Origin of the sequence: Sulfitobacter sp. 1A12157 (assembly GCF_043557345.1) — a bacterium.
GTDB lineage: Bacteria > Pseudomonadota > Alphaproteobacteria > Rhodobacterales > Rhodobacteraceae > Sulfitobacter.
This window is the reverse complement of the sequence record NZ_JBIFFV010000009.1, coordinates 62,743-83,780: the sequence shown is the minus strand read 5'-3', so window position 1 is coordinate 83,780 and position 21,038 is coordinate 62,743. Positions and strand designations below refer to the sequence as shown.

Below are 21,038 nucleotides of genomic sequence, written 5' to 3'. Positions count from 1 at the left end.
AGTTCCTCCCTCAGATGTCGAGCACAAGGCGCGGAGATTTTGCGCGGCTGACGCAGATTTGCATGACATTGCCCGCCGCGCGTTCGGCCTCGGACAGGACCACATCGCGGTGGTCGGGGGTGCCGCTGAGCACATCGCATTGGCAAATGCCACAGTCGCCGCGCTGGCAGTCGTACATGACATCGACGCCGCCCGCTTCCAGCACGTCGATGATGGATTGGCCGGGGGGGATGGTGAAAACCTCTCCGCTTGAAGCGACTTCGACCTCGAAGGCGCTGTCGCCCTCTTGCTCTTGCGGCGCGTCGAAGAGTTCGAAATGGATGCGCTCGGCGGCGACGCCCGCGGCTTCGGCCTGTGCCTTGGTCGCGTCGATCAACCCTTTAGGGCCGCAGACATAAAGATGCGCATGGGCTCCGAGGCTCGCGATCACCGCGCCGAGGTCCAGCGCCGTGGCGTCATCATCGCAATGCAAATGCAGCCCATCGCCGAAACTGTCGCGCAGGGCATCGCGGTAGGCCATGACGGGCGCGCTGCGGCCCGTATAGTGAAAAGTGAAGTCCTGCGCAGCGGCCTTGAGCGTCGCCGCCATCGAGATCATCGGCGTGATGCCAATCCCCCCCGCCAGCAGCACGGCGGGCGCGTCCGGGGACAGGGGGAAATCGTTCCTTGGCGCGCCGCATGTGATCTCTGCCCCCGGTGTCAGCCCATGCATATGGGTCGAGCCGCCCTTGCCCTCGGGCTCACGCTGGACGGCGATGCGGTAGCTCTCAGGCGCCGCGGGGATCGGATCGAAGGTGATCAGGGAATAGGCGCGGGTGTCGCCATCGGGCAGATCGAAAAGCACATGCGCCCCCGCGTCCCAGATCGGCAACGGGCCGCCGTCGGCGGCTGCAAACTCGAACTCGCTGATGCGATCGGTCAGCGCTGTGACCCTGCGCACGATGGCGTTGATCTTCGACATGTGATGTCCTCCCCTGCCAAACAATATGATTTTTCATATAGTTTCGGTCAAGGGTTTTCTTGCCAAGCGCGACTTTGCCCGCCATTTAGGGAGGCCGAGGCGCAAGGAGCCCTCTTTCCATCAAAGGGTTAACTGGTGTGACGCAGCAAAAGACCGATGCAACCGCCCAAGAGGAGACGGGTCAGGAGGGGGGATTCGTCTCGGATTACCTGCTGTATCTCTTGGCGGCGGCCAGCGATGTGGCGAGCGCGCAGTTCCACGCGCAGGTGCGCAAGGCGGGGCTGCGGGTGCCGGAATGGCGCGTGTTGGCCTGCCTGTCGGACACCGATGGCGCGATGATCACGCAGCTCGCGCGCCGGGCGCTGGCCGAACAATCCCGCCTGACGCGGATCATTGCCCAGATGGAGGAACGCGGCCTGCTGATGCGCCGCAGCGACCCTGCCGATGGCCGCCGCGTGCGGGTCTATCTGACCGACGCGGGCCGCGCGCTGGCCGCCAAGCTGGTGCCGCAAGCGCGCCGCCATGAGGCGGCTTTGATGGAGATGCTGAAGGGCAACGAGGGGGCGCAGTTGAAACCGGCGCTGAAATCGCTGCTCGCCGCCTTGGACGAAACGGGGGATCTTCGCGGCTGATCAGCGCCCTTGCCCCGGGCGCAAAAAATGGTTCCAATCGTGCTGTAAATGTGAATACATGAAAAAGCATATACTTGGCGATACGGGTTTGGGAGAACCCCGCCAAGGCATATCGAACGGTATGGGGAGGAGCCCAAAATGACCAAATTCACCAAGTTTCTCACGACGAGTGCGCTTGCGCTCTGCACCGCGACCGGCGCTTTCGCCGCCGAGACGCTGACCATTTCCACATGGCTGCCGCCAAGCCACCCGGTCAACACCGGCATGTTCACCCAACTAACCGACATGATGGCCGAGGCCAGCGATGGGCTGATCGAGACCGAGTTGAAAAACGGCCTCGCCCCGCCGCCCGCGCAGATGGACCTGCTGCTGGACGGGGCCGCCGATATCGCCATTCTGTTCCACGGCTACACGCCCGGTCGTTTCGTCGGCACGAAACTGGTCGAGATCCCCGGCTACGAAGGCAATGCCGAGGCCGCATCGGTTGCCCATTGGCGCGTGCATGAGGCGATGCTGTCTGAATTGGACGAGCACCGCGGCGTGAAGGTGATCGCGCTCACAACCCACGGACCGGGGCAAATCCACTCCAACAAGGAAGTGAACACCCTCGACGATCTGCAGGGGCTGAAAACCCGCCTTGGCGGTGGTGTCTCGGCGGATGTGGGGGCGGAGCTTGGCCTTGTCGGCATTCAGGTGCCCGCGCCCAAGGTTTACGAAACACTCGATTCCGGGGCCGCCGATGCCGTGGCCATGAACATGGGCGAGCGGATCAGCTTCAAGCTCAACGAAGTGGCCAAGAACGTCTATGAAATGCCCGGCGGGTTCTACCGCGGTTCCTTCTCGGTCATCATGAGCCAAGAGACCTTCGACAGCCTGCCCGAAGACGTGCAGCAAAAGCTCGACAGCGAAGTCTTTGGCGAGACGGCGAGCCGCATGATGGGCGCCGTCTGGGATCAAAGCGACGTCGACGCGCGTGAGGCGACCGAGGCCGCGGGCGACAACAAGATCGTCACCGCCTCGGAAGAAGATCAAGCCCGCTTTGCCGAGATGGCCGCCAAGGTACGCGACAAGGTGATCGCAGAGCTCGACGCGGCCGGTGTCGATGGGCAGGCCGCCTATGAGATGATGCGTGAGGAAATGGCGAACGCCAACCAATAACCCCCACCGCCAAAGGGGCCGGGCGCACAGGCGGTCGGCCCCCAGCCAGGGAACCGCCATGCGCAGTTTAATCCGCCTAACCACCGCCCTCTCGGCCCTGCCGATGACGATGGCCTCACTCGCGCTATTCGCGCTGATGGTGCTGACCTTTGCCGATGTCATCATGCGGTCGGTCTTTAATGCACCCATCGAAGCCGCAACCGAGTTGATCCGCATCGGCATCGCCCTGATCGTTTTCTCTGCCCTGCCGGTCCTGTCGGGCCGCGAGGGGCATATCGCCGCCGATCTTTTGGACCGCCCCTTTGAAAACTGGGGGCTGCAACGCTGGCGCGACGGGCTGGTGACGCTGGGCTGCGGGGCGATGCTGTGGTTTCCGGCGGGGCGGGTCGTCGACCTCGCCTACCGCGCGCTCAGCTATGGCGACGTGACCGAATATCTTGAAATCCCGACCTTCTACATCGGCATGTTCATCGCGGTGATGACCTATCTCACCGCTGTCGTGCTGATCCTACGCGGGCTTTTGCGCCTCTTTGCGCCGCAACTTCTGGACCCTGCCACATGATCGCATCTGCCATCGGCTTTGCCGCCGTTTTCGTCCTCGTCTTGCTGCGCTTGCCGATTGCCTTTGCCATGGGCCTCGTCGGGATGATCGGGCTGGTCTATGAGACCAGCTACCGCGCATCGATCTCCATGGTGTCGCGGCTGATCATCGACACCAGCCAAGACTACGGGTTGTCGGTGATCCCGCTCTTCATCCTGATGGGGCTTTTCGTCAACAAGGGCGGGATCAGCCGCGAGCTTTACCAAGTCTCCAACGCCTTTTTGGGCCATTTCCGGGGCGGTCTGGCCATGGCCACCATCGTCGCTTGCGGGGGCTTCGCGGCGATCTGCGGCTCATCGCTCGCCACCGCCGCCACGATGTCCAAGGTCGCCATGCCGGAAATGCGCAAATACGGCTATTCCGACAGCCTCTCAACCGCCTCCATCGCCGCCGGGGGCACGCTCGGCATCCTGATCCCGCCCTCGGTGATCCTCGTGATCTATGGCCTGCTGACCGAGACTTCGATCGGCGCGCTGTTCATCGCGGGCATCGTGCCGGGGGCATTGGGCATCCTGCTCTATCTCTGCGCGGTGCGCTTTTCCGTCGCCATGAACCCCGAGGCCGGCCCCGCCGGTCCCCGCGCCACATGGGGCGAGCGGCTGCGCGCGCTCAATCACGTCTGGTCGGTGCTGGCGCTTTTCGCACTGGTCATCGGCGGGCTCTACGGGGTCTTGGACTTCTGGCCGATCCACCTCGCCTTCTCTCCGACGGAGGCCGCAGGCATGGGGGCGGCGGGCGCCTTCCTTATCGCTTGGGCGCGCGGCGGGCTCAGCTGGCGCGGTCTGCGTGAAGTGCTGGAGGAGACGACGCTGACCTCCGCCTCGCTTTTCTCGGTGCTGATCGGGGCGTGGATCTTCTCCAACTTCGTGAACCTCGCGGGGCTGCCCGAAGGGCTGCTGGCCACCGTTACCGCGCTCGACCTTGGGCCTTGGGTGGTGATGGGTCTGATCCTTCTGATCTACATCGCGCTCGGCTGCATTTTCGAGAGCATGTCGATGCTGCTGCTGACGGTGCCGATCTTCTTCCCGCTGGTCACGAGCCTTGGCTTCGATCCGGTGTGGTTCGGCATCATCGTCGTCGTCGTGACCGAGATCAGCCTGATCACCCCGCCTGTCGGCCTCAATGTCTTTGTCCTCAAAGGCGTGGTCGGCGATGTTTCCACCGGCACGATCTTTCGCGGGGTCACGCCCTTCTGGCTGGTGGATATCCTACGGCTGATCCTATTGCTCGTCTTCCCCGCGCTGGTGCTGTTCCTGCCGGGTCAGATGTAGCCCCCTGCCCTCTCAGCCTCATCGCGCCGCGCCTGTTTGCACTTCGGCAGGCGCGGCGCGATAGTGCGGCCAAATCACCAAGGATGAGGCCAGCATGAACATCGACCTACTTAAAGACCTTTGCGAAACCCCCGGCGTTCCGGGGCGCGAGCACCGCGTGCGCGATTTGATCATCCGTGAGATCGAAGGGCTGTTCGATTATGTGGAGACCGACGCGATGGGCTCCCTCCTCTGCCGCCGGGATGCGACGGTAGGTGACGGCAAGGCGCCCAAGGTCATGCTGCTCTGCCATATGGACGAGATCGGCTTTCTGGTCAGCCATGTGTCGAAAGACGGGTTCCTCTACCTCCAGCCCGTCGGCGGTTTCGATCCGCGCAACCTCTTCTCGCGCCGGGTGCTGGTCTGTACCGATCAGGGCGATCTGAAGGGCGTGATGAACCCCGGCGGCAAACCCATTCACATCTCCTCCCCCGAAGACCGCAAGAAGATCCCCGAAGTCTCGGAATTCTTCGTCGACCTCGGGCTGGGCGAGAAGGCGAAGGAGATCGTCAAGGTCGGTGACTTCGTGGTCATGGACGAGCCTTTCCTTGAAATGGGTGAGCAGTTCGTCTCCAAAGCGCTCGACAACCGCGTGGCCTGTTGGCTGGGGATCGAGGCGATCCGTAAGCTGGCCGACAAGGGGCGCGGGGCGGAGATCCACGTGGCCTTCACCTGTCAGGAAGAAGTCGGTCTGCGCGGGGCGCGCACGGCGGCCTATAAGGTGCAGCCCGACATCGGCCTTGGCATCGACACGACGCTGGCCTGCGACACGCCCGGCGTGCCGGAGCATCTCTCGACCACGCGGCTCGGCAAAGGCTTTGGCCTGCACGTGCGCGACAGCAGCTTCATCGCCGATGTGGACCTCGTGCGCGATATCGAAACACTGGCCGAGACGCGCGACATCCCCTACCAACGCACCATGCTCGCCGCAGGCGGACAAGACGGCGCGGCAGCGCAGCAAGCCGCCGCTGGCGCGCGGGCTGTGGGGATCGTGGTCGGCACCCGCTACATCCACACGGTGACCGAGATGGTGTCGAAAGGTGACCTACAGGCCGCACTGGACATCCTCGTGGCCTATCTTGAGGGCTTTGACGGCAAGGCGGCCTGAAGCCCCCTGCCCTTACGCGTTACGCGTGTTCAGGGGGGCTTGCATCCTTGGGGGCTTGCGGCAGCCAAACGGTAAAGGCCGCGCCCCCTTCCGTCCGATTGCGGACCGTGATGATCCCCCCGGCCCGCTGAATCAGCGTCTGAGAGATCGACAGGCCCAAGCCCGTCCCCTCCCCCGGTTTGGTGGTAAAGAAGGGATCGAAAAGCGAGCCGAGCAGCGCCTCAGGCACCCCCGGCCCGCTGTCATGCACCGATAGCGCCACACCGGCCATACCGTCCCGCTCCTCAGGGCTAAGGTACAATGCCAACCGCCCTGCCCCCTGCATCGCTTGCACGGCGTTGACCACGAGGTTCACCACGACCTGCTGAATCTCACCGGAGTCCGCACGTACTGGCGGCACCTCTTCCAGATCACAATGCACCTCGATCCCGCCCCGACTGATAAGGTGATCGACAAGCACAAGGCAGTCCTGCACCAAGGGCCGCAGCGCGATATTATGTTCACAGTCCGAGAATTCGGATGGCGCGGCGAACTGGAGCAATTTGCCGACGATGACCTCGATCCGTGACAGCTGCCGGTCGATCAAGCCGAGTTCCGTGGCCACCGGCTCTGCATTCGGGCCAAGCGTCTCCCGGATGACATCGACATTGCCCATGATGACCGCGACAGGGTTGTTGATCTCATGGGCCACCCCCGCTGTGATTTCCCCGATGGAGGCGAGCTTCTCGCTCATCACCAATTGGCGGAAGGTCTGCTCCAGCTTTTCGTTTGCCTCGCGCAGTTCGGCAGTGCGCTGATCGACCCGCTGGTTCAGCGCGTCGTTCCAACTGCGCAGCTGCCGGTCGCGCTCCTGCACCTGCTCAAGCAGCCAATCGAGGTGATGTGCCACTGCCCCGATCTCATCCCGCGCGGGCACTGCGCCGATCCGGGCCGAGAGTTCCCCCTTGCCGACCCGGTGCATGACTTTTGTCATCCGTTCAAGCGGCGAGAAAATACCGCGGGCGAGCCAAAGGAACACCGGCGCCGACAGCGCCAACACGGCAAAGAAAGCCGCCAACATCCACCAGAACGCCTCCCGCTTTGCCTGCGCAAAGGGGGCTTCGAGGAAGCCGACGTAAAGCATCCCCACCCGCTCGCCAAAACTATCGGTGATCGGTTGATAGCCAGAGATGTACCAATCGTTCACCACGAAGGCCCGGTCGAGCCAGGTGCGGCCATCGATCAACACGGCCTCCCGCACCTCTGCCGAGACGCGCGTGCCGAGGGCGCGCACATCTTCGAAAAGCCGCACATTGGTCGAGATGCGCAGATCATCGAGGAACAGCGTCGCCGTGCCCTGCCTGTCCCCACCGGTCACCGCATTGAGATAGACGAGGTCATTGATCGTATCGATAAAGTCGAGATTGCGGTTCAACAGCATCCCGCCGACCAAGACCCCCTGTCTGCCCTCCAAATCAACCGGGCTCGCGGCGTGGACCACCATGCCGCGGTCTTCGATCTTTCTGTCCGTGGGCACGGCGGCGGGCGTATCGATCACCGGAACCTGCGCGCGGACCGCGAGGGCGTCGTTCAATCTTGCCAGCCGTGCGTTGCTGAACACGTCGATCTCCGCGCCGCTCTGGCCCCGCGCTGCACGGGCGATCACGGGCCAGTCCTCTCCGTCTTCAATGGCGGCCTCGATGGGGAGGAATTGCAGAAAATCCAGACCCAGCCGGTCCTGTATCTCGGCGAAGAACGCGCCTTGATCTGCGGTCGGGGCGTCCAGCTCCTGGGCGAATTCGACGGACCCCGCGACGGCGTCCAACTCATTCCCCGTCTGGGCCAGCAACCGCGCGAGATATTGGTTGGCGATCCTCAACTCGCTTTCGACATTGGCGATGAGGACTTCGTCATAATCCGCCGTCCAGCGTGACATGCCCAAGACCAAAAGAAGCGGCATCAACACGATGAGCGGTGTGAGCGCGAGGATAAGCAGGCGAAGGCGAACAGAGGTCATGGGTTTTCCCGGAGAGCTTCACTTAAGTTAGCCGTTGAGCCGAGAAGGGTGAAGCATCTGGAGAGAATTTGCCCGATAGAAGGCCCAATCCCCCAATTTGCCAAGCGGTAACCACCCTAAGCCACTGTAAATCTTACACTTTTCAAATTGTCAGCTGACAATTTCGCCTATTTGCCAAGGCAGAGACCATCGGACCAAGGGAAAACGCGCCATTTCGGGCCATCTGCGTCAAACGCCTGAGATAGGCCCCCGGACTACGGATCGTCGCGGCTTTCTCAAGCAAGCACAGGATTGTCACCGCAGCACTTTCCGCGCCCATGTCTCGTTTTGCCTCATTTAGCACAGGCGGGTCAATCCCTAGCATCGGGGCAATTCGGTCACCGACACGCACAATGTCCCCCCAATTTCGCATCGCATCCGGGAAAAAGCTGCGCGCCTCTGTGCAGGCATTAACGACATCTGCAAACGCGACGCCTTCTTCTTTCTTCGAATGATCAGGTTCGACCTTGTCAGCCGTACACGGGCTTTTACTGTTTTGGCCGCGCTCTTCAGAGTCAAAATAGGATTTATCTGAATCCTGTATGTGCCGCTCATTTTTGCCGTCGCTGCCGCTCATTAGACCCGCAAACGGGGCAGGGGGGACGGGCGCTGTTTCGCCCAGAGGTTCCTCGCCACGGGCATTTTCAAGCGCCCCACGCAGCGCCTTTTCAAGCTGAGCCAACGCCATTTCGTCTGGTTTGCGCCGCAGAACTCGACCGGCCTCATCAGTCAATCCCTCGCAGCAACCCTCACGGACCAGCGCGTGCCGGAGGACGAGAACGCGGTCTCTCAATGCCTGCAAACGTTCCTGCTCTGCCTCGGCCGTCTGAGCTGCGGTTTCGATCATCCCTGCCTGAACAACGAGAGGGGCGAGGTCAAAGCCAAAGGCCAGCGCAATCGCGCCCCCGTTGTTCCGTGCAAAGCGCTTTCGGTTGGGGCTATCGTGCCGCGCAATCAGCCCTACGCGAACCAACTGTGCCAGATGCCGCCTCAGCGTGCTTTCCGGCATGCCGTGCAGCCGTTCAGAGAGCCGGGCGTTCGAAGCAAATACGATGCCCGCCGCCCCATCCGGAATATGCCGGCTTGGCAGGAAACTCAGCAATGCCTTCATTACGGTGAGAGTGCGGTGCGACAGCTCAAAAGTCTCTGCCGCGGTTGTCAGCCGGTCGAGCAAAGTCCATTTGTCCGGCCTCTCGCATTCCACTTGGGCAACCGATTTCGGCCGCCCGAACGCAGTTCGGAACGTGTTTTTCATCTAAAATCACGAAAGACAACAAATTACCGGCCCTATCCCATCGGGTAGAGTTGACATCGATAAATCTTTGGGGCTATCTCGAAGGTGCAAAGTTTGAGAAGGGCCTTCCGGGATTTATCCTGGGGGGCTTTTCTTTTGTGGTCTTGGATGTGCCTCCTGTTGCTACTTCCTCAATCACTCACGCGCGGGTCTTCTGCCAGCGGTCGTGAATCTCCTGCAAAAGCTCTTCTGCATGTGCATCGAGCCATTTATCAAAACCTGCCGCGGCGCGGGCTGGAACGGTGACCGTGACACCACGCTTGCCGCTGCGAATGTCCGCCAGCGCCTTGCCATCGCGGCTCCTAAGCGTGCGGGGCTTGGCCGATGGCGCAGGGGAGGCGGCGGACTTCTCAGGGGCCGCCGACGCCTCGGCGAAAATCGCCTCAAACCGTTCATCCGAGGTGAACCCTTCCCAATCGGGCCGCGCCATGCGTTTTTCCGCCCGCTCTTTCGCGCCTGCATGTTCAAACAGCTTAACCAGCGCCATCCAGCGATCCCGCCCGATGGCTGGCGCCGACCCGATCTGCCGCAGAAAGGGCAGATCGAACGCATGGCCAACCTTGAGCATCCGACTGACCATCGGCAGGTCGATCGAAAGCGCATCCGCGATTGTTTGCCTGTCATGGCCCCCCACATCAAGTTGCGCAGCAAAGCTGGCCTTTTCGATGAAAGAGAGATCCTGACGGGCCGTGTTTTCTTGGCCCTGCGCCATCACCAAAGCGTGGTCATCCAACTGACGGACCATGGCTTTAACCGGCATCCCAAGCGCTTTCAGAGCGTGAAGGCGCCGTCGCCCGTAGACGATTTCGAACCGTCCCGGGGTTTTTGGATGTGGCCGAACCAGAACCGGAACCTGCTGGCCATAGGTCTTCAGACTGTTGTGAAGCTGCTTTTGAGCCTGCGTATCAGTCCCCAAACGGTCCTCGACGCCGGCCATATCAATCAGGTTGCCGTCCAATTCTTGAACCGCATTCTCTTGCATTCGGTTCAACGACGACTGAAGCGCCCCGACTGCCCCGCGGGGTATAAGGCTAGGCTTGCTCCGGCTCTTATTCGGCTCTAACGCGGGCGCTTTCGGCTCTGCCTTTGGAGGTTTCGCCGGTGCGGATGATAGAATGCCTTTACGTGCCATTACCGCCCCCATGCTTTCTGAATCATGCTTTCGATCTCATCATTCACAAGATTGAGTGAATCCACCGCGCGGTCATAGGTCGTGCGATGAAACTGCGACCGGTCGACCTCATAGATGGTCTGATGAGTGAGGCCAGCATCGGAAATCGCAGTGGATTTCAACATCGGGGCCACCATGACCTCCTCGTCAAAAAGCTGCCGTAAGAAGGATAGAACCTGCTGTTGTGGCCCATCATTCGGCTCATAACGGTTTATAAGGAAACGCAGGAAGTCGAACTCCATGCTCGCCCCTGCGTTAGAGACGACATCAAGCAGATCGGCGCTCATCTGTAGGAATTGCGACATTGATGCGACGTCGAGCATGTTCGGGACAACCGTGATCAACACACCCGTTGAGGCGCAGAGTGCGGACATGGTCAGATAGCCCAATTGCGGCGGACAATCGAAGATCACCACGTCGTAATTCTGCTCTACATCCTGCAAGGACGTAGCCAAACGCGCGAAAAACGGAGGTTGTGTGTTGTTCAGCAGAGCTTGAGGGGTTTCGTGCTCGAACTCCTGTAGCATCAACCCACCGGGGGCCAGATCAATGCCAGTAAAGAAAGTGGCTTGGATCACATCGGCCAAGGGCACGGGATCATCATAGCGGATCGCATCGTAAATGGTGCCAGAGTTCAGGAAATCATACTCAGGCCGATAGCCAAACAGCGTTGTTAGAGACGCTTGTGGGTCGATATCGACACAGAGCACGCGATAGCCTTTGAGGGCCAGGCGCTGCGCCGCATGGATCGCGCTCGTGGTTTTGCCGCTACCGCCCTTGAAGTTCAAAAAGGACAATACTTGTAGCTTATCCCCTTCACGCCGACCACGCTGATAGGCGCCGCGGGTCTTGGCGGTGGATTCCAATGTACGCCGGATCGAGAGCAGATCGTCCGCACTGTAATGCCGTCGCCCGCCTGGGCTGGTCTGGACATCGACGATCTTGTTGTCGAAATGGAGCTTGCGGAGGAAGCTCGTGGAAATACCAAGCAATTCAGCTGCTTCCCCGGCGGAGAAGCGCCGCAACTCCTTGCGTGCGTCAGGCGCAAAGACCTTCAGCATGTGACTTTCCAACGCCTCGGAAAGCGTTTCCGCATTACGGCGGATCCGTGTATTGATGTGTACCGTATCCGTCACATCTGCCCTCGCTCTCAGTAACGCTATTATTCGGTAGCGCTTTTGTTTCCGTTACTTAATGCGATTGGATCGAAGCTTGCAATAGATTCTTGCGGAAGAAGAGGGCAAGGCGCCATTAATTATCTGGACCAGACACAAAGATAGATTGTCTCATTCAGCTCAAACTATTGTAAATAAATGATAAAACTATTCTTGCCGCAAGAGCTCCCGTGCCAGCCATAAGTTCGGTCTACGGGAGAGTTCGTTTCCCATAGTTAGAGCCACATCCTACTTTCACGGGAATCACGGGCCGGGTCATCTTGACCTTATCCCCTTCTGAGTGAGGTAAAATTAAGCCAGCCTGTCTCCCCGGGTATTTTCACGCCCCCAAGCTCTGGCGTCCGAAGGATAGTCCTGACACTCTGCGCGAGCGATGGGGCCGCGGGCTCCTATTCGGGGGAGGCCTCCGCGAGATGGTCGATATTTGGAGCGGTATCACGCAGGCCTTTTGGCTTGTCTTTACCTTCGATGCCGAGCTGGTGGAGATCGCCGGCCGGTCGCTTCGTGTCACCCTTTCCGCCTTGGCCGTCGCCTGCCTGATCGCCTTGCCCCTCGCGGCCCTGGTCGCCGTCAAACGGTTTCGCGCACGGCGGTTGGTCATTGCGATATTGAACGCGCTCATGGGGCTGCCGCCGGTCGTGGTGGGGCTGATCGTCTATGTGGTTCTCTCCCGCTCCGGGCCACTTGGCGTGTTCGGATTGCTCTTCACCCCCACGGCGATGATCATCGCACAGGTGATCATTATCGTCCCGCTCATCGCTTCCATCGCGCATCAGTCCATCCGTGAGCTTTGGCAGGAATATCATGACCTTTTGATTTCCATGAATGTCACCCAAGGCCAGAAGATACGGACCCTACTCTGGGACTCGCGTCGTGCGCTGCTGACTGCGGCCCTCGCGGGGTTTGGCCGCGCGATTGGCGAGGTGGGGGCCATCATGATCGTCGGCGGCAACATCGACCATGCAACGCGCGTGTTGACCACGGCCATCGCGCTTGAGACCGGGAAGGGGGAGTTCGCCTTGGCGCTCGCCCTTGGGTTTGTGCTGATCGGGCTGGCGGTGGCGGTGAACCTTGCCATCCATTGGCTGGGTCGGACGGAGCGGGAGGGCCGGTGGTGACGCAACTTCTCCCGATGCGTGCCAAAGCGATCGAAAGCCGCAGGCGTGGGCAGCGGCTGGTAGGGCCGATTGATCTGACGCTGGACGGGCAGGGTGCCACGGTTGTGATGGGGCCGAATGGCGCGGGGAAGACCACGTTGTTGCAACTGCTGCACGGCACCGCTCGGCTCTCGGCTGGGCAGATCAAATGGCGTTGTACGACCGAGGAGGCGCGTCATCATCAAGCCTTCGTCTTTCAGCGGCCCGTCATGCTGCGGCGGACGGTGCTTGAAAACCTTATCTACCCCTTGCGCCTGCGCGGAGTGTCAAAGACCGAGGCGCGAAAACAAGCCGAAGAATGGGCCACCCGCGTCGGGTTAGAGCCGCTTTTGGGCCGCGCGGCCCCGGTGCTCTCGGGCGGTGAGCAGCAAAAGCTGGCCCTTGCCCGTGCGCTGATCTGCAAGCCTAAATTGCTGTTTCTGGATGAGCCCTGTGCCGCATTGGACGGGCGTGCGACCCGCGAGATCGAGGCGATTTTGCAATCGGCGAAATCGACGGGCACGCGGCTGATCCTATCGACACATGACCTTGGCCAAGCCCGTCGCTTGGCCGATGACGTTTTGTTTCTGCTGGGGGGCCGTCTGCACGAGGCCGGTCCCGCAAATGTGTTTTTCAACCGACCTGAGACCGCAGAGGCTCAGGCATTTCTAAGAGGAGATATCGTAGAATGAAACATTGGATGATCGGCGCAATTTCCGCGCTGGCGATGAGCAGCGCCGCGCAGGCGGCGGATGTGATGAAGATGGCTGTGACCACCTCGTTCAACAACTCGGGCCTTGCCGACGTGCTCTTGCCCGAGATTGCCGCGAACCTCGATCTGGAGGTGCAACTGCTGGTCGTCGGCACCGGGCAGGCGATTAAACTGGGTGAGGCGGGCGATGTGGATGCGATCCTCGTGCATTCGCGCAAGGCGGAAGAAGCCTTTGTCGAGGGCGGCTATGGCAGCCACCGGACCGAGATCATGTATAACGATTTCGTCTTTATCGGGCCGAAAGACGATCCGGCAGGCATTGAAGGGTCAGACGCAGCCACGGCTGCCTTGAGCGCGATCGCCGAGGCGCAGGCCGCATTCGTAAGCCGGGGGGACGACAGCGGCACCCATAAGAAGGAACTGTCCCTCTGGGCCGAAGCGGGCCTTGATCCGGCGACGTTTGGGGATTGGTACAACGCTGTCGGCGCGGGCATGGGTGCTGCGCTCAATACCGCGTCGGGGATGCCCGCCTATGTCATGTCGGACCGCGCGAGCTGGCTGAACTTCGGCAATAAGGGCGATCTGGCGCTGCTCTATGCGGGGGATCCAGTCTTGTTCAACCAATATGCCTATCTGCCGGTGAACCCCGAAATGCACGGCCATGTGAAAAACGAACTGGCCTTGAAGCTGGAAGAGTGGCTGACATCAGACCGCGCGAAGACCTTGATCAATGACTACAAGATCAACGGTGAGACGCTCTTTGTCTTCAATGCGGCAGGGGCTGAATAGCCTTTGTTAGAGACCATCCGCGCCAGTCGGGGCGCGGGTGGTTTATTCGGGCAGGTCGCCGTGGATGGCGAATTGCTCGAGGCCAGCGTCCTGCGGCTGGATCATGCGGAAGCTTTCGCGCACGCCCGCCTCAGTCAGTTCGCGCGCCACGGTGAGCAGGCAGTTCGGCGCGTGATCGGCGCAGAGGTCGACCATCTGCGCCAGTTCCTCTTTCGCCACGGGGAGGGCGGCATCGACCGAGGGCGCGCCGTAGTAGGTCACGAAATGCTGCGCCAGCAGGGCCGAGAGCGCTTCGACCTCGGCCTCTTCGATCTGGGTGACGGCGACGAAGGTGACCCGGCCAAAGGTCTCGAGCCCGAGCCAGCCGTTGGCGAAGGCTTGGCGCGCCTTGCCGGTCAGGTCACCCTCGGTCCAGTCGGAGAACTCGAAGCCGCCCGAGATGCACCATTCGCCGGTGCGGGCGGGGGAGGCGAAGACATTGCGGTCGCTCTCGTCGAAATGGATCGCGCGGGCGAGTTTGAGGGTCATGGGGCGGGCTCCAATAGGGTGGTGAGCGGAATGAGACGGGTGGTCTCTCCGTCGCGCAGTAACATGCCGAAGTCCTCGTCGACACCGATGAATGTACCGCTTTGGCCTTGGATGGTCACCTCCGCGTCGAGGTCGAAGACCAGCCCGCGCCATTCACTGTGCAGCGCTTTCGGGCCGTTGTCTTCCCAACGGTTGATCCAATGCAGCGTGTGCCGGGCCCAGGATTCCACGAGGGCAGGGGGCTGCACCTCGGCGCAGCCTTCGGCATAGAGCGCGGTGCGGTCGGGATGGGCGCCGGTGTTGCTGAGGTCGGGATCATCGGCGGGGTAGAGCGGCAGGGTGAAGCCGACGACAAGCCAGTCGGGGACGGCTTCGGGGTCGGTCGTGGAGGCGACCATGCGGAAGGCCCCGCAGGAGGCGCCGTTGAGGCGGATGCCGCCGTCCCAGCCGAGTTGCACAGCCACTTCGGGCGGTGACAGCGCGCCAAGCGCGTTCTGGAAGCCGACACCGCAGAGCGGCAGCATCGCCACGGCGCGCGCCAGCGGCACCTCGGGGGCAAAGACCAGGGCGGCCTCGACCTCCGTCTCGCCCAAGCGGTAGCAGATCTGCCCTGCGTCGCAGCCCTGCGCCGCGCGGGCCACGGCGGCGGCGAGGGCGTCGCCCGCCACCGCCTCGCCCGACATCAGCGGCGGAAAGGACAGGTCTTCGCTCATGCCGCGCCGGCCTCGACCAGTTGCTTGGCTATGGCGTGGAAGGCCGCGGCTTGCTTGCTGTCGGGCTGGCTCACGGCGATCGGCGCGCCGCCGTCGGAGGCGAGGCGGATCTGCAGGTCGAGCGGCACTTCGGCGAGCAGCGGCACGCCCCATTTCGCGGCCTCGGAGGCGACGCCACCATGGCCGAAGACATGCTCTTCGTGGCCGCAGTTTGAGCAGACATGGGTCGACATGTTCTCGATCATGCCGAGGATCGGGACCTTGAGCTGGTTGAACATGTCAATGCCCTTGCGGGCGTCGATCAGGGCCACGTCCTGCGGGGTAGAGACGATCACCGCGCCGTCGACCTGCGCCTTTTGCGCCAGCGTCATCTGCACGTCGCCGGTGCCCGGCGGCAGGTCCACGATCAGCACGTCGAGCGCGCCCCATTGGACCTGCGTCATCATCTGCTGCAACGCGCCCATCAGCATCGGCCCGCGCCAGACCACGGCCTGATCCTCGTTGGTCATCAGGCCAATCGACATCATGGTGACGCCGTGGTTGCGCATCGGCAGGATGGTCTTGCCGTCGGGCGAGGCCGGGCGGCCCGAGACGCCGAGCATCCGGGGCTGGCTGGGGCCGTAGACATCGGCGTCGAGCAGGCCCACGCGGCGGCCTTGCGAGGCCAGCGCACAGGCGAGGTTCGCCGAAACGGTGGATTTGCCGACGCCGCCCTTGCCCGAGGCCACGGCGATGATCCGGTCAACACCGGGGATCTTCTGCGGGCCCGCGGGCTCGGCCTTGCGCTGCGGTTTGAGGTCCGGCGGCGGAGCCTTCTCGCTATGGCCGGTCAGCACGATGGAGACTTTTGAAACCCCCTCGACCTGCGCCAGCGCCGCTTCGGCCTGCGTCTTGGCCTCCTCGTAGGCCTTGGCCTGCGCGGGCGGGATTTCCATCACGAAACGCACGGCGCCCGCGTCGTCCACGTTGAGCGCACGCATCACGCCGCTGGCCACGATATCGGTGCCCGTGGCCGGATCGGTCACGGTCTTCAAGGCGGTCAGGACCGCTTCCCTGCTGGCAGTCACGTCGCTTATGCCTCGCCCTTGTCCGCGCCGGCGATGGTGCCGTCGATGGTATGTTCAAGACCCAGTTTCGGGATCGAGATCACGGCCTTGACCGGGAAATTTTTGCCGGCGGTGTCATGCTCGCGCATGGCCTTTTCGATGGCCTGCTGCGAGGTCACGCCGACCTGCTTGAGAAACTTGCGCATCGACATGTTGAAGTCTTCGCTCATGGGTGGCTCCTGTGCTTGGGGGCGGCCTAGTGGTCGCGCCGTTTGGAGAGGTAATCGTCGGTGGTGCGGGGCCGGGGGCGTTCGGCGCCGGTCATCGGGTTGTTGGTGCTGTGATACTGCGCATTGATGCGACAGTCATCGCACATCTGGATCATCCGCAGCTTGGCTTCGTCGGCAAACATCGAATGGCTGCGCAGCTTGTCAGTGATCCGCTCGACGGTGGATTTCACCCCGAAGAGGCTGCCGCATTCCACGCAGGCAAAGGGTTCTTCCTCGTTCAGCACGCGCTGGCTCAGCGCCGCCTCGGTGAGGTCGAGACGCGGTTCCAGTGCGATGGCATCCTCGGGGCAGACATTGGCGCAGAGGCCACATTGCAGGCAGGCGTCCTCCTGGAAGCGGAGCTGCGGCAGGTCCGGGTTGTCGCCTAAGGCCCCCGAGGGGCAGAGCGAGACACAGGAGAGGCAGAGCGTGCAGGCGTCCTTGTCCACCAGCACGGCGCCATAGGGAGCGCCGGCGGGCAGGTTCAGCACCTCGGCCTCGGGGTTCAGCGCGCGGGCGGATTGCCGGGCGATCTGGCGGCGGCTGCCCATGGGGCGCACCGGCTGGGCGACCGGGGCAGGGGCCGCGCCACCGTAAAGCAGATCGGTCAGCGCCTCGGGGTCGGGGGTGTCAATGAGCGCCATGCGTGCCTCGCCGGCGATGGCGCGGGCCAGCGCGGTCTGGGTCTCGATCGCGTCGCGGTCGGCCTTGGGGCCGAGCAGCAGCGAGACATGGGCAAAACCGGCGGCGAGGGCGGCCAGCGCCTCGGCATGGCCGAAGGCGGCGAGCGCGTCGAGTTCCATCGGCACCACGTCGGCGGGCAGCCCGCGGCCATGGCGCGCGGCGAGGCGGATCATTTCGGCGCCGTGGCCGTCGTGGACCAGCAGGCGCGGCGCTTCGCCGCCCGCTTTGAGATAGGCCTGCGCCAGCGTCTGCACGCGGCGCATGGTGAAGTCGACGGGTGGTGCGTCATAGCTGATCGCGCCCGAGGGGCAGGCCGAGGAACAGGCGCCGCAGCCCGCGCAGATCATCGGATCGACGGTGACATGGTCGCCGTCGGGGGTGATCGCGCCGGTGGGGCAGAGGTCGAGGCAGGCGGTACAGCCGGTCTGCCCGGCGCGGGAATGGGCGCAAAGCAGCGGCTCGGTGCGCACGTAAAGCGGTTGCTCGAAAGTGCCGGTGAGATGCGAGGCGGCCAGAACGGCAGCGGCCACGGCGGCCGGGCGGCCGGGATCGGCACGCAGGTAGCCCTCGCGTTTCTCATGGGCGGGGAAGAGCGGCGTGTCCCCCCGCAGGTCGAGGATGATGTCGCATTGGCTGCGCGCGCCGTCGCGCGGCGCGGTCCAGTGCAGCGGGCCACGGCCCCGTGGGTCGACTTGCCGCAGCGCGTCGATCACCACTTCGAACTGGCCAAGCGCGCCCTTGGCGCGGCGCAGCTTGCCGGAGATCAGATCGAAATCGCGGACCTCGGGGAGGTTGTCGTCGGCCTGCGTGACTGCGTCCTCCATCAACAGCGTGACGCTGAGGTGGTCCTTCAGTTGCGCCGCCGCTTCCAGAGCCGCAGGACCGCGGCCAAGGATCAGACAAAGACCTTCCGAGGCGACGTCGATGGTTTTCTCAGCCGGAACGTCCAACAACGCTTCCGTCGCGAGGGCGGACATTTTGGGTAGTTTGTCCCGGGGGTCATCGGACCATCCGGCCCGGTCGCGCAGGTCCAAGAGGGGGGCAGGGGGCAGGCCCAATTCCTCGGCCAATTCGGTAAAGACCCGCTCCTCCTGGGTGCAGCATAAAATCGCATCGCCTGCGGTAAGCGCCTTGGCCGCCCGGTCGATCTGGGTGGTGCAAAGGGCCGAACAGGGGGGGGAGACCGCCAAACCGCTACGCTTGGCCAATGCATCGGAATCGATACGCTGCGACCCTGCGCAATCGCATGTTATCAATGTCTTGGCCATGAATTTTCCCTTATCTCGCCGGTCAATCCGCGGCCTCGTCGGCGGCGGCTGAGGCCCCAAGCTAGACGGGATTTGCCACCCCCTACAACCGAAATTCGCCCTGCGACCGCGCCGCGATGGGGGCGATCGGCAGTGCGCGGCGGCTCAATGCGGCGCGGGTGATTCGACATCGGCGATTCGCCGGTTTTCCGATCAAAATACTCAAGTTAGACAAATAGGCCGAGGCGCCATTGACGGGCAAAACAGCCGGGCCATCTTGTCTCGAAAGCCGTGTTTTTCGGGCCTCGGCGCGGATTAGCGCTTCCCCCGGACCGGGCTTTGCGGCGAAGGTCTTGGAAACGGAGGAGCGACTTGATTCACAACCCGACAATGTATCGGACGATGCCTTTGGGCATTGTGCTGCGGCGCGTGCCGGGTGTGACCCGTTGGGCGAAGTGGAGCTGGAAAGCGACCGCCGTGCTGCCCGGTGCAGAAAAGGCGGATTGGCGTGAGCTGCGCCGCGAAGGTGAAACCGTCGAATACCATGCCGCGACCCTCAAGCTGGACCTTCATGGGGCCGAAACCGAAGCTTATGTGCACGGGCTGGGCGCGGATGTGCCATGTGTCTATGTCGTGATGCGCCCCATTCCCGGCGCGACCGACCGCCCCTTCAAGCTCGCCCTGGTGACCGCATCGCCCTATGAGGCGCAGGACTATTGCGACAGCGCCGAAGAGGTCGTGGAAAAGGTCGCGATGACACCGGGGTTGATCGCATGGGTGCAGGAATTCGTCGAAGAGTTCCATCAAGAGGAAGCCTTCGTCAAACGCCGCCGGGATCGTCTGCGCACCGATCGCAAGCAAGACGGTATCGGCGACCCGCGCATTGAAAAGCCCGCCGACATCTACGCCTCGCCCGCGTTGAAACGAAAGCGTCTGGCATGAGCGGTTTCTGGCAAAAGCGCCGCGCTGCCGTCGCCGCCGAGGCGGAGGCCGAAGCGCGCCTGCACGAAGCCCGCGCCGCCGCCGCCGAAGAGGCAGCGCTGGCCGAGCGCAGCGATGATGACCTCTTGGCCGAGTTCGACCTGCCCGCGCCCGAGGATCTGGTGAGCGGCGAACAGCTGCGCGCCTTTCTCAAGGCGCAACTGCCGCAACGGCTCAAGACCCGCGCGCTGCGGAGCTTTTGGAAAACCAACCCGGTGCTGGCCTGCCTTGACGGGTTGAACGACTATGACGACGATTACACCGCGGCGGCCACCGCTGGAAAGCCGGTCAACACGATCTACAAAGTGGGCCGGGGCATGGTCGCGAAGGTCGAAGAGGTGCTGACCGCCGAGGCCGACGCGCCGGAAGAGGTGGTTGAGGCAGAAGCGCCCGCGCTGGCACCGACCCATGATGTCGTCGTGCCGGGCCCGCGCCGGACCGAAACGGCTCTGGTTCACGACACAACCTATGCGGCGCAAACCGCGGCCCCGGAAGACGATGCGGAGGCGCAGCCTGCGCCGACCCACCGCCGCATGCGGTTTCACTTTGCCAGCGATCTGGCACAGGACATGGAAGGTAGCAGCGCATGACCCAATTGGCCGCAACGCCCCTGCCCGAAGAAGACCGCCTGCGCGCGGACCTTTACAACTTCATGGGGCTTATCCTTTCCGGCCCGCCGGATCAGGTCCTGCTGGATCAATGTGCCGCCCTCTCGGGCGACGACAGCGAATTGGGTCAGGGGTTCAAAGCGCTCTCCAAACTGGCGGGCAAGACCAAACCCTCGGGCGCGGAGAGCGAGTTTAACCGGCTCTTCATCGGTCTGGGCCGGGGCGAGCTTTTGCCCTATGCCAGCTTCTACCTCACCGGTTTTCTCAACGAAAAGCCGCTGGCCGCACTGCGCCAAGACATGGTCGCGCGCGGGTTGGAGCGGGCAGCAAATGTGTTCGAGCCCGAAGACAACATCGCCTCATTGATGGAGATGATGGGCGCGATGATCGCAGGCCGGTTCTCGGCGCCTGCCACCGTGGCGCAGCAAAAGACATTCTTTAACCGGCATATCGCCCCTTGGGCCGGGCACTTCTTTGCCGACCTCGAAGGCGCGAAGAACTCGGTCTTCTATGCCCCCGTAGGCAAAATCGGCCGGGCCTTCATGCAGATCGAAGCCGAAGCCTTCCGGCTGAGCAAAGGCGACTAGACGCACCGTGATGAGACAGGCGGGGCCACGCGCCCCTGAACCAAAGACGTAACAGGAGAGAGAAGATGACACGCAAGCCAGAGGGATCCACCGACACAGCCGTTCGCAAGGATCGGCGCGACTTCCTGAAATTCGCGGGCAGCGCCGCTCCTTTGGCCGCCGTCGCCGTGGCCACCACCGGGACCGAGGCCGAAGCGGCCAAGGCGCCCGACCTGTCTTCGGACCGTATCCAAGACACCGAACACACGCGCGCCTATTACGCCGCCGCGCGGTTCTGACCAGATAACAGGGGC

General features: G+C 62.8%; 22 protein-coding genes. 12 read left to right on the top strand and 10 right to left on the bottom strand.

Annotated elements, in window-relative coordinates; genetic code table 11:
* Positions 1-10: 10 nt before the first annotated feature.
* Positions 11-961, bottom strand: a complete 951-nt coding sequence (locus ACGYLC_RS15065; RefSeq protein WP_394423626.1) for a PDR/VanB family oxidoreductase — start codon at positions 959-961, stop codon at positions 11-13.
* A gap of 137 nt (positions 962-1,098) precedes the next feature.
* Between ACGYLC_RS15065 and ACGYLC_RS15060 the strand changes: the two genes are divergently transcribed.
* The 5 genes from ACGYLC_RS15060 to ACGYLC_RS15040 all read left to right on the top strand — a co-directional run bounded on the left by ACGYLC_RS15060 (position 1,099) and on the right by ACGYLC_RS15040 (position 5,770).
* Positions 1,099-1,593, top strand: coding sequence for a MarR family winged helix-turn-helix transcriptional regulator (locus tag ACGYLC_RS15060; protein WP_394423624.1), 495 nt, complete (start codon positions 1,099-1,101; stop codon positions 1,591-1,593).
* 138 nt (positions 1,594-1,731) lie between these two features.
* Positions 1,732-2,751 carry a TRAP transporter substrate-binding protein gene (locus ACGYLC_RS15055; protein WP_394423622.1) on the top strand — a complete coding sequence of 340 codons (1,020 nt, stop codon included), beginning with the start codon at positions 1,732-1,734 and terminating at the stop codon, positions 2,749-2,751.
* 58 nt (positions 2,752-2,809) lie between these two features.
* Positions 2,810-3,313: a TRAP transporter small permease gene (locus ACGYLC_RS15050; RefSeq protein ID WP_394423621.1), complete on the top strand. Its 504-nt coding sequence runs from the start codon at positions 2,810-2,812 to the stop codon at positions 3,311-3,313.
* A complete protein-coding gene (locus tag ACGYLC_RS15045; RefSeq protein WP_067266538.1) occupies positions 3,310-4,623 on the top strand; it encodes a TRAP transporter large permease in 1,314 nt (437 codons plus the stop codon). Before ACGYLC_RS15050 ends, ACGYLC_RS15045 begins: the two co-directional genes overlap by 4 nt.
* A gap of 94 nt (positions 4,624-4,717) precedes the next feature.
* A complete protein-coding gene (locus ACGYLC_RS15040; RefSeq protein ID WP_394423619.1) occupies positions 4,718-5,770 on the top strand; it encodes a M42 family metallopeptidase in 1,053 nt (350 codons plus the stop codon).
* 19 nt (positions 5,771-5,789) lie between these two features.
* Here ACGYLC_RS15040 and ACGYLC_RS15035 read toward each other — a convergent pair whose 3' ends face one another.
* The 4 genes from ACGYLC_RS15035 to repA form a co-directional block, all read right to left on the bottom strand.
* On the bottom strand, positions 5,790-7,766 hold the full coding sequence (locus tag ACGYLC_RS15035; RefSeq protein WP_394423618.1) for a cache domain-containing protein: 1,977 nt from the start codon (positions 7,764-7,766) through the stop codon (positions 5,790-5,792).
* A gap of 142 nt (positions 7,767-7,908) precedes the next feature.
* Positions 7,909-9,060 (bottom strand): plasmid replication protein RepC, encoded by a 1,152-nt coding sequence (repC, locus tag ACGYLC_RS15030; RefSeq protein WP_394423616.1) that lies wholly within the window; start codon positions 9,058-9,060, stop codon positions 7,909-7,911.
* Positions 9,061-9,238: 178 nt separating this feature from the next.
* The gene (gene repB, locus ACGYLC_RS15025; protein WP_394423615.1) at positions 9,239-10,231 is read right to left on the bottom strand and encodes a plasmid partitioning protein RepB; all 993 of its coding nucleotides are present in this window, start codon (positions 10,229-10,231) and stop codon (positions 9,239-9,241) included.
* Positions 10,231-11,406, bottom strand: a complete 1,176-nt coding sequence (gene repA, locus ACGYLC_RS15020; protein ID WP_394401150.1) for a plasmid partitioning protein RepA — start codon at positions 11,404-11,406, stop codon at positions 10,231-10,233. The genes repB and repA overlap by 1 nt, the downstream gene beginning before the upstream one ends.
* Positions 11,407-11,858: 452 nt before the next feature.
* On the opposite strand from repA, the gene ACGYLC_RS15015 reads away from it, so the two are divergent.
* The 3 genes from ACGYLC_RS15015 to ACGYLC_RS15005 are packed head-to-tail and all read left to right on the top strand — an operon-like array spanning position 11,859 to position 14,082.
* The gene (locus ACGYLC_RS15015) at positions 11,859-12,563 is read left to right on the top strand and encodes an ABC transporter permease (protein WP_271690280.1); all 705 of its coding nucleotides are present in this window, start codon (positions 11,859-11,861) and stop codon (positions 12,561-12,563) included.
* A complete protein-coding gene (locus ACGYLC_RS15010) occupies positions 12,560-13,273 on the top strand; it encodes an energy-coupling factor ABC transporter ATP-binding protein (protein ID WP_394423613.1) in 714 nt (237 codons plus the stop codon). The genes ACGYLC_RS15015 and ACGYLC_RS15010 overlap by 4 nt, the downstream gene beginning before the upstream one ends.
* Positions 13,270-14,082, top strand: coding sequence for a substrate-binding domain-containing protein (locus ACGYLC_RS15005; RefSeq protein WP_394423611.1), 813 nt, complete (start codon positions 13,270-13,272; stop codon positions 14,080-14,082). The genes ACGYLC_RS15010 and ACGYLC_RS15005 overlap by 4 nt, the downstream gene beginning before the upstream one ends.
* Positions 14,083-14,124: 42 nt before the next feature.
* Here ACGYLC_RS15005 and ACGYLC_RS15000 read toward each other — a convergent pair whose 3' ends face one another.
* From ACGYLC_RS15000 to ACGYLC_RS14980, 5 genes are read right to left on the bottom strand one after another with little or no spacing between them, the layout of a single operon-like run.
* Positions 14,125-14,610: a DUF6505 family protein gene (locus tag ACGYLC_RS15000; protein WP_394423610.1), complete on the bottom strand. Its 486-nt coding sequence runs from the start codon at positions 14,608-14,610 to the stop codon at positions 14,125-14,127.
* Positions 14,607-15,323 (bottom strand): DUF4444 domain-containing protein, encoded by a 717-nt coding sequence (locus ACGYLC_RS14995; RefSeq protein WP_394423608.1) that lies wholly within the window; start codon positions 15,321-15,323, stop codon positions 14,607-14,609. The genes ACGYLC_RS15000 and ACGYLC_RS14995 overlap by 4 nt, the downstream gene beginning before the upstream one ends.
* Positions 15,320-16,390 (bottom strand): iron-sulfur cluster carrier protein ApbC, encoded by a 1,071-nt coding sequence (gene apbC / locus ACGYLC_RS14990; protein ID WP_394423606.1) that lies wholly within the window; start codon positions 16,388-16,390, stop codon positions 15,320-15,322. Before apbC ends, ACGYLC_RS14995 begins: the two co-directional genes overlap by 4 nt.
* 5 nt (positions 16,391-16,395) lie before the next feature.
* Positions 16,396-16,599, bottom strand: a complete 204-nt coding sequence (locus ACGYLC_RS14985; protein WP_394423604.1) for a DUF6494 family protein — start codon at positions 16,597-16,599, stop codon at positions 16,396-16,398.
* A gap of 26 nt (positions 16,600-16,625) precedes the next feature.
* Positions 16,626-18,590: a 4Fe-4S binding protein gene (locus tag ACGYLC_RS14980; protein ID WP_394423603.1), complete on the bottom strand. Its 1,965-nt coding sequence runs from the start codon at positions 18,588-18,590 to the stop codon at positions 16,626-16,628.
* 381 nt (positions 18,591-18,971) lie between these two features.
* Here ACGYLC_RS14980 and ACGYLC_RS14975 point away from each other — a divergent pair, with 381 nt between their 5' ends.
* The 4 genes from ACGYLC_RS14975 (at position 18,972) to ACGYLC_RS14960 (ending at position 21,023) form a co-directional block, all read left to right on the top strand.
* On the top strand, positions 18,972-19,511 hold the full coding sequence (locus ACGYLC_RS14975; RefSeq protein WP_394423601.1) for a DUF3305 domain-containing protein: 540 nt from the start codon (positions 18,972-18,974) through the stop codon (positions 19,509-19,511).
* Positions 19,508-20,140 (top strand): DUF3306 domain-containing protein, encoded by a 633-nt coding sequence (locus ACGYLC_RS14970; protein WP_394423600.1) that lies wholly within the window; start codon positions 19,508-19,510, stop codon positions 20,138-20,140. Before ACGYLC_RS14975 ends, ACGYLC_RS14970 begins: the two co-directional genes overlap by 4 nt.
* Positions 20,137-20,745, top strand: coding sequence for a molecular chaperone (locus ACGYLC_RS14965; RefSeq protein ID WP_394423599.1), 609 nt, complete (start codon positions 20,137-20,139; stop codon positions 20,743-20,745). The genes ACGYLC_RS14970 and ACGYLC_RS14965 overlap by 4 nt, the downstream gene beginning before the upstream one ends.
* A gap of 65 nt (positions 20,746-20,810) precedes the next feature.
* Positions 20,811-21,023 (top strand): twin-arginine translocation pathway signal protein, encoded by a 213-nt coding sequence (locus tag ACGYLC_RS14960; protein WP_067266573.1) that lies wholly within the window; start codon positions 20,811-20,813, stop codon positions 21,021-21,023.
* Positions 21,024-21,038: the final 15 nt, after the last annotated feature.

What these genes read in the sequence shown, in the direction of transcription:
- ACGYLC_RS15065 (WP_394423626.1), bottom strand. Translation starts at nt 961, where the DNA reads ATGTCGAAGATCAACGCCATCGTGCGCAGGGTCACAGCGCTGACCGAT.
- ACGYLC_RS15055 (WP_394423622.1), top strand. Translation starts at nt 1,732, where the DNA reads ATGACCAAATTCACCAAGTTTCTCACGACGAGTGCGCTTGCGCTCTGC.
- ACGYLC_RS15050 (WP_394423621.1), top strand. Translation starts at nt 2,810, where the DNA reads ATGCGCAGTTTAATCCGCCTAACCACCGCCCTCTCGGCCCTGCCGATG.
- ACGYLC_RS15045 (WP_067266538.1), top strand. Translation starts at nt 3,310, where the DNA reads ATGATCGCATCTGCCATCGGCTTTGCCGCCGTTTTCGTCCTCGTCTTG.
- ACGYLC_RS15040 (WP_394423619.1), top strand. Translation starts at nt 4,718, where the DNA reads ATGAACATCGACCTACTTAAAGACCTTTGCGAAACCCCCGGCGTTCCG.
- ACGYLC_RS15035 (WP_394423618.1), bottom strand. Translation starts at nt 7,766, where the DNA reads ATGACCTCTGTTCGCCTTCGCCTGCTTATCCTCGCGCTCACACCGCTC.
- repC (WP_394423616.1), bottom strand. Translation starts at nt 9,060, where the DNA reads ATGAAAAACACGTTCCGAACTGCGTTCGGGCGGCCGAAATCGGTTGCC.
- repB (WP_394423615.1), bottom strand. Translation starts at nt 10,231, where the DNA reads ATGGCACGTAAAGGCATTCTATCATCCGCACCGGCGAAACCTCCAAAG.
- ACGYLC_RS15015 (WP_271690280.1), top strand. Translation starts at nt 11,859, where the DNA reads ATGGTCGATATTTGGAGCGGTATCACGCAGGCCTTTTGGCTTGTCTTT.
- ACGYLC_RS15005 (WP_394423611.1), top strand. Translation starts at nt 13,270, where the DNA reads ATGAAACATTGGATGATCGGCGCAATTTCCGCGCTGGCGATGAGCAGC.
- ACGYLC_RS15000 (WP_394423610.1), bottom strand. Translation starts at nt 14,610, where the DNA reads ATGACCCTCAAACTCGCCCGCGCGATCCATTTCGACGAGAGCGACCGC.
- ACGYLC_RS14995 (WP_394423608.1), bottom strand. Translation starts at nt 15,323, where the DNA reads ATGAGCGAAGACCTGTCCTTTCCGCCGCTGATGTCGGGCGAGGCGGTG.
- ACGYLC_RS14985 (WP_394423604.1), bottom strand. Translation starts at nt 16,599, where the DNA reads ATGAGCGAAGACTTCAACATGTCGATGCGCAAGTTTCTCAAGCAGGTC.
- ACGYLC_RS14980 (WP_394423603.1), bottom strand. Translation starts at nt 18,590, where the DNA reads ATGGCCAAGACATTGATAACATGCGATTGCGCAGGGTCGCAGCGTATC.
- ACGYLC_RS14975 (WP_394423601.1), top strand. Translation starts at nt 18,972, where the DNA reads ATGCCTTTGGGCATTGTGCTGCGGCGCGTGCCGGGTGTGACCCGTTGG.
- ACGYLC_RS14970 (WP_394423600.1), top strand. Translation starts at nt 19,508, where the DNA reads ATGAGCGGTTTCTGGCAAAAGCGCCGCGCTGCCGTCGCCGCCGAGGCG.
- ACGYLC_RS14965 (WP_394423599.1), top strand. Translation starts at nt 20,137, where the DNA reads ATGACCCAATTGGCCGCAACGCCCCTGCCCGAAGAAGACCGCCTGCGC.
- ACGYLC_RS14960 (WP_067266573.1), top strand. Translation starts at nt 20,811, where the DNA reads ATGACACGCAAGCCAGAGGGATCCACCGACACAGCCGTTCGCAAGGAT.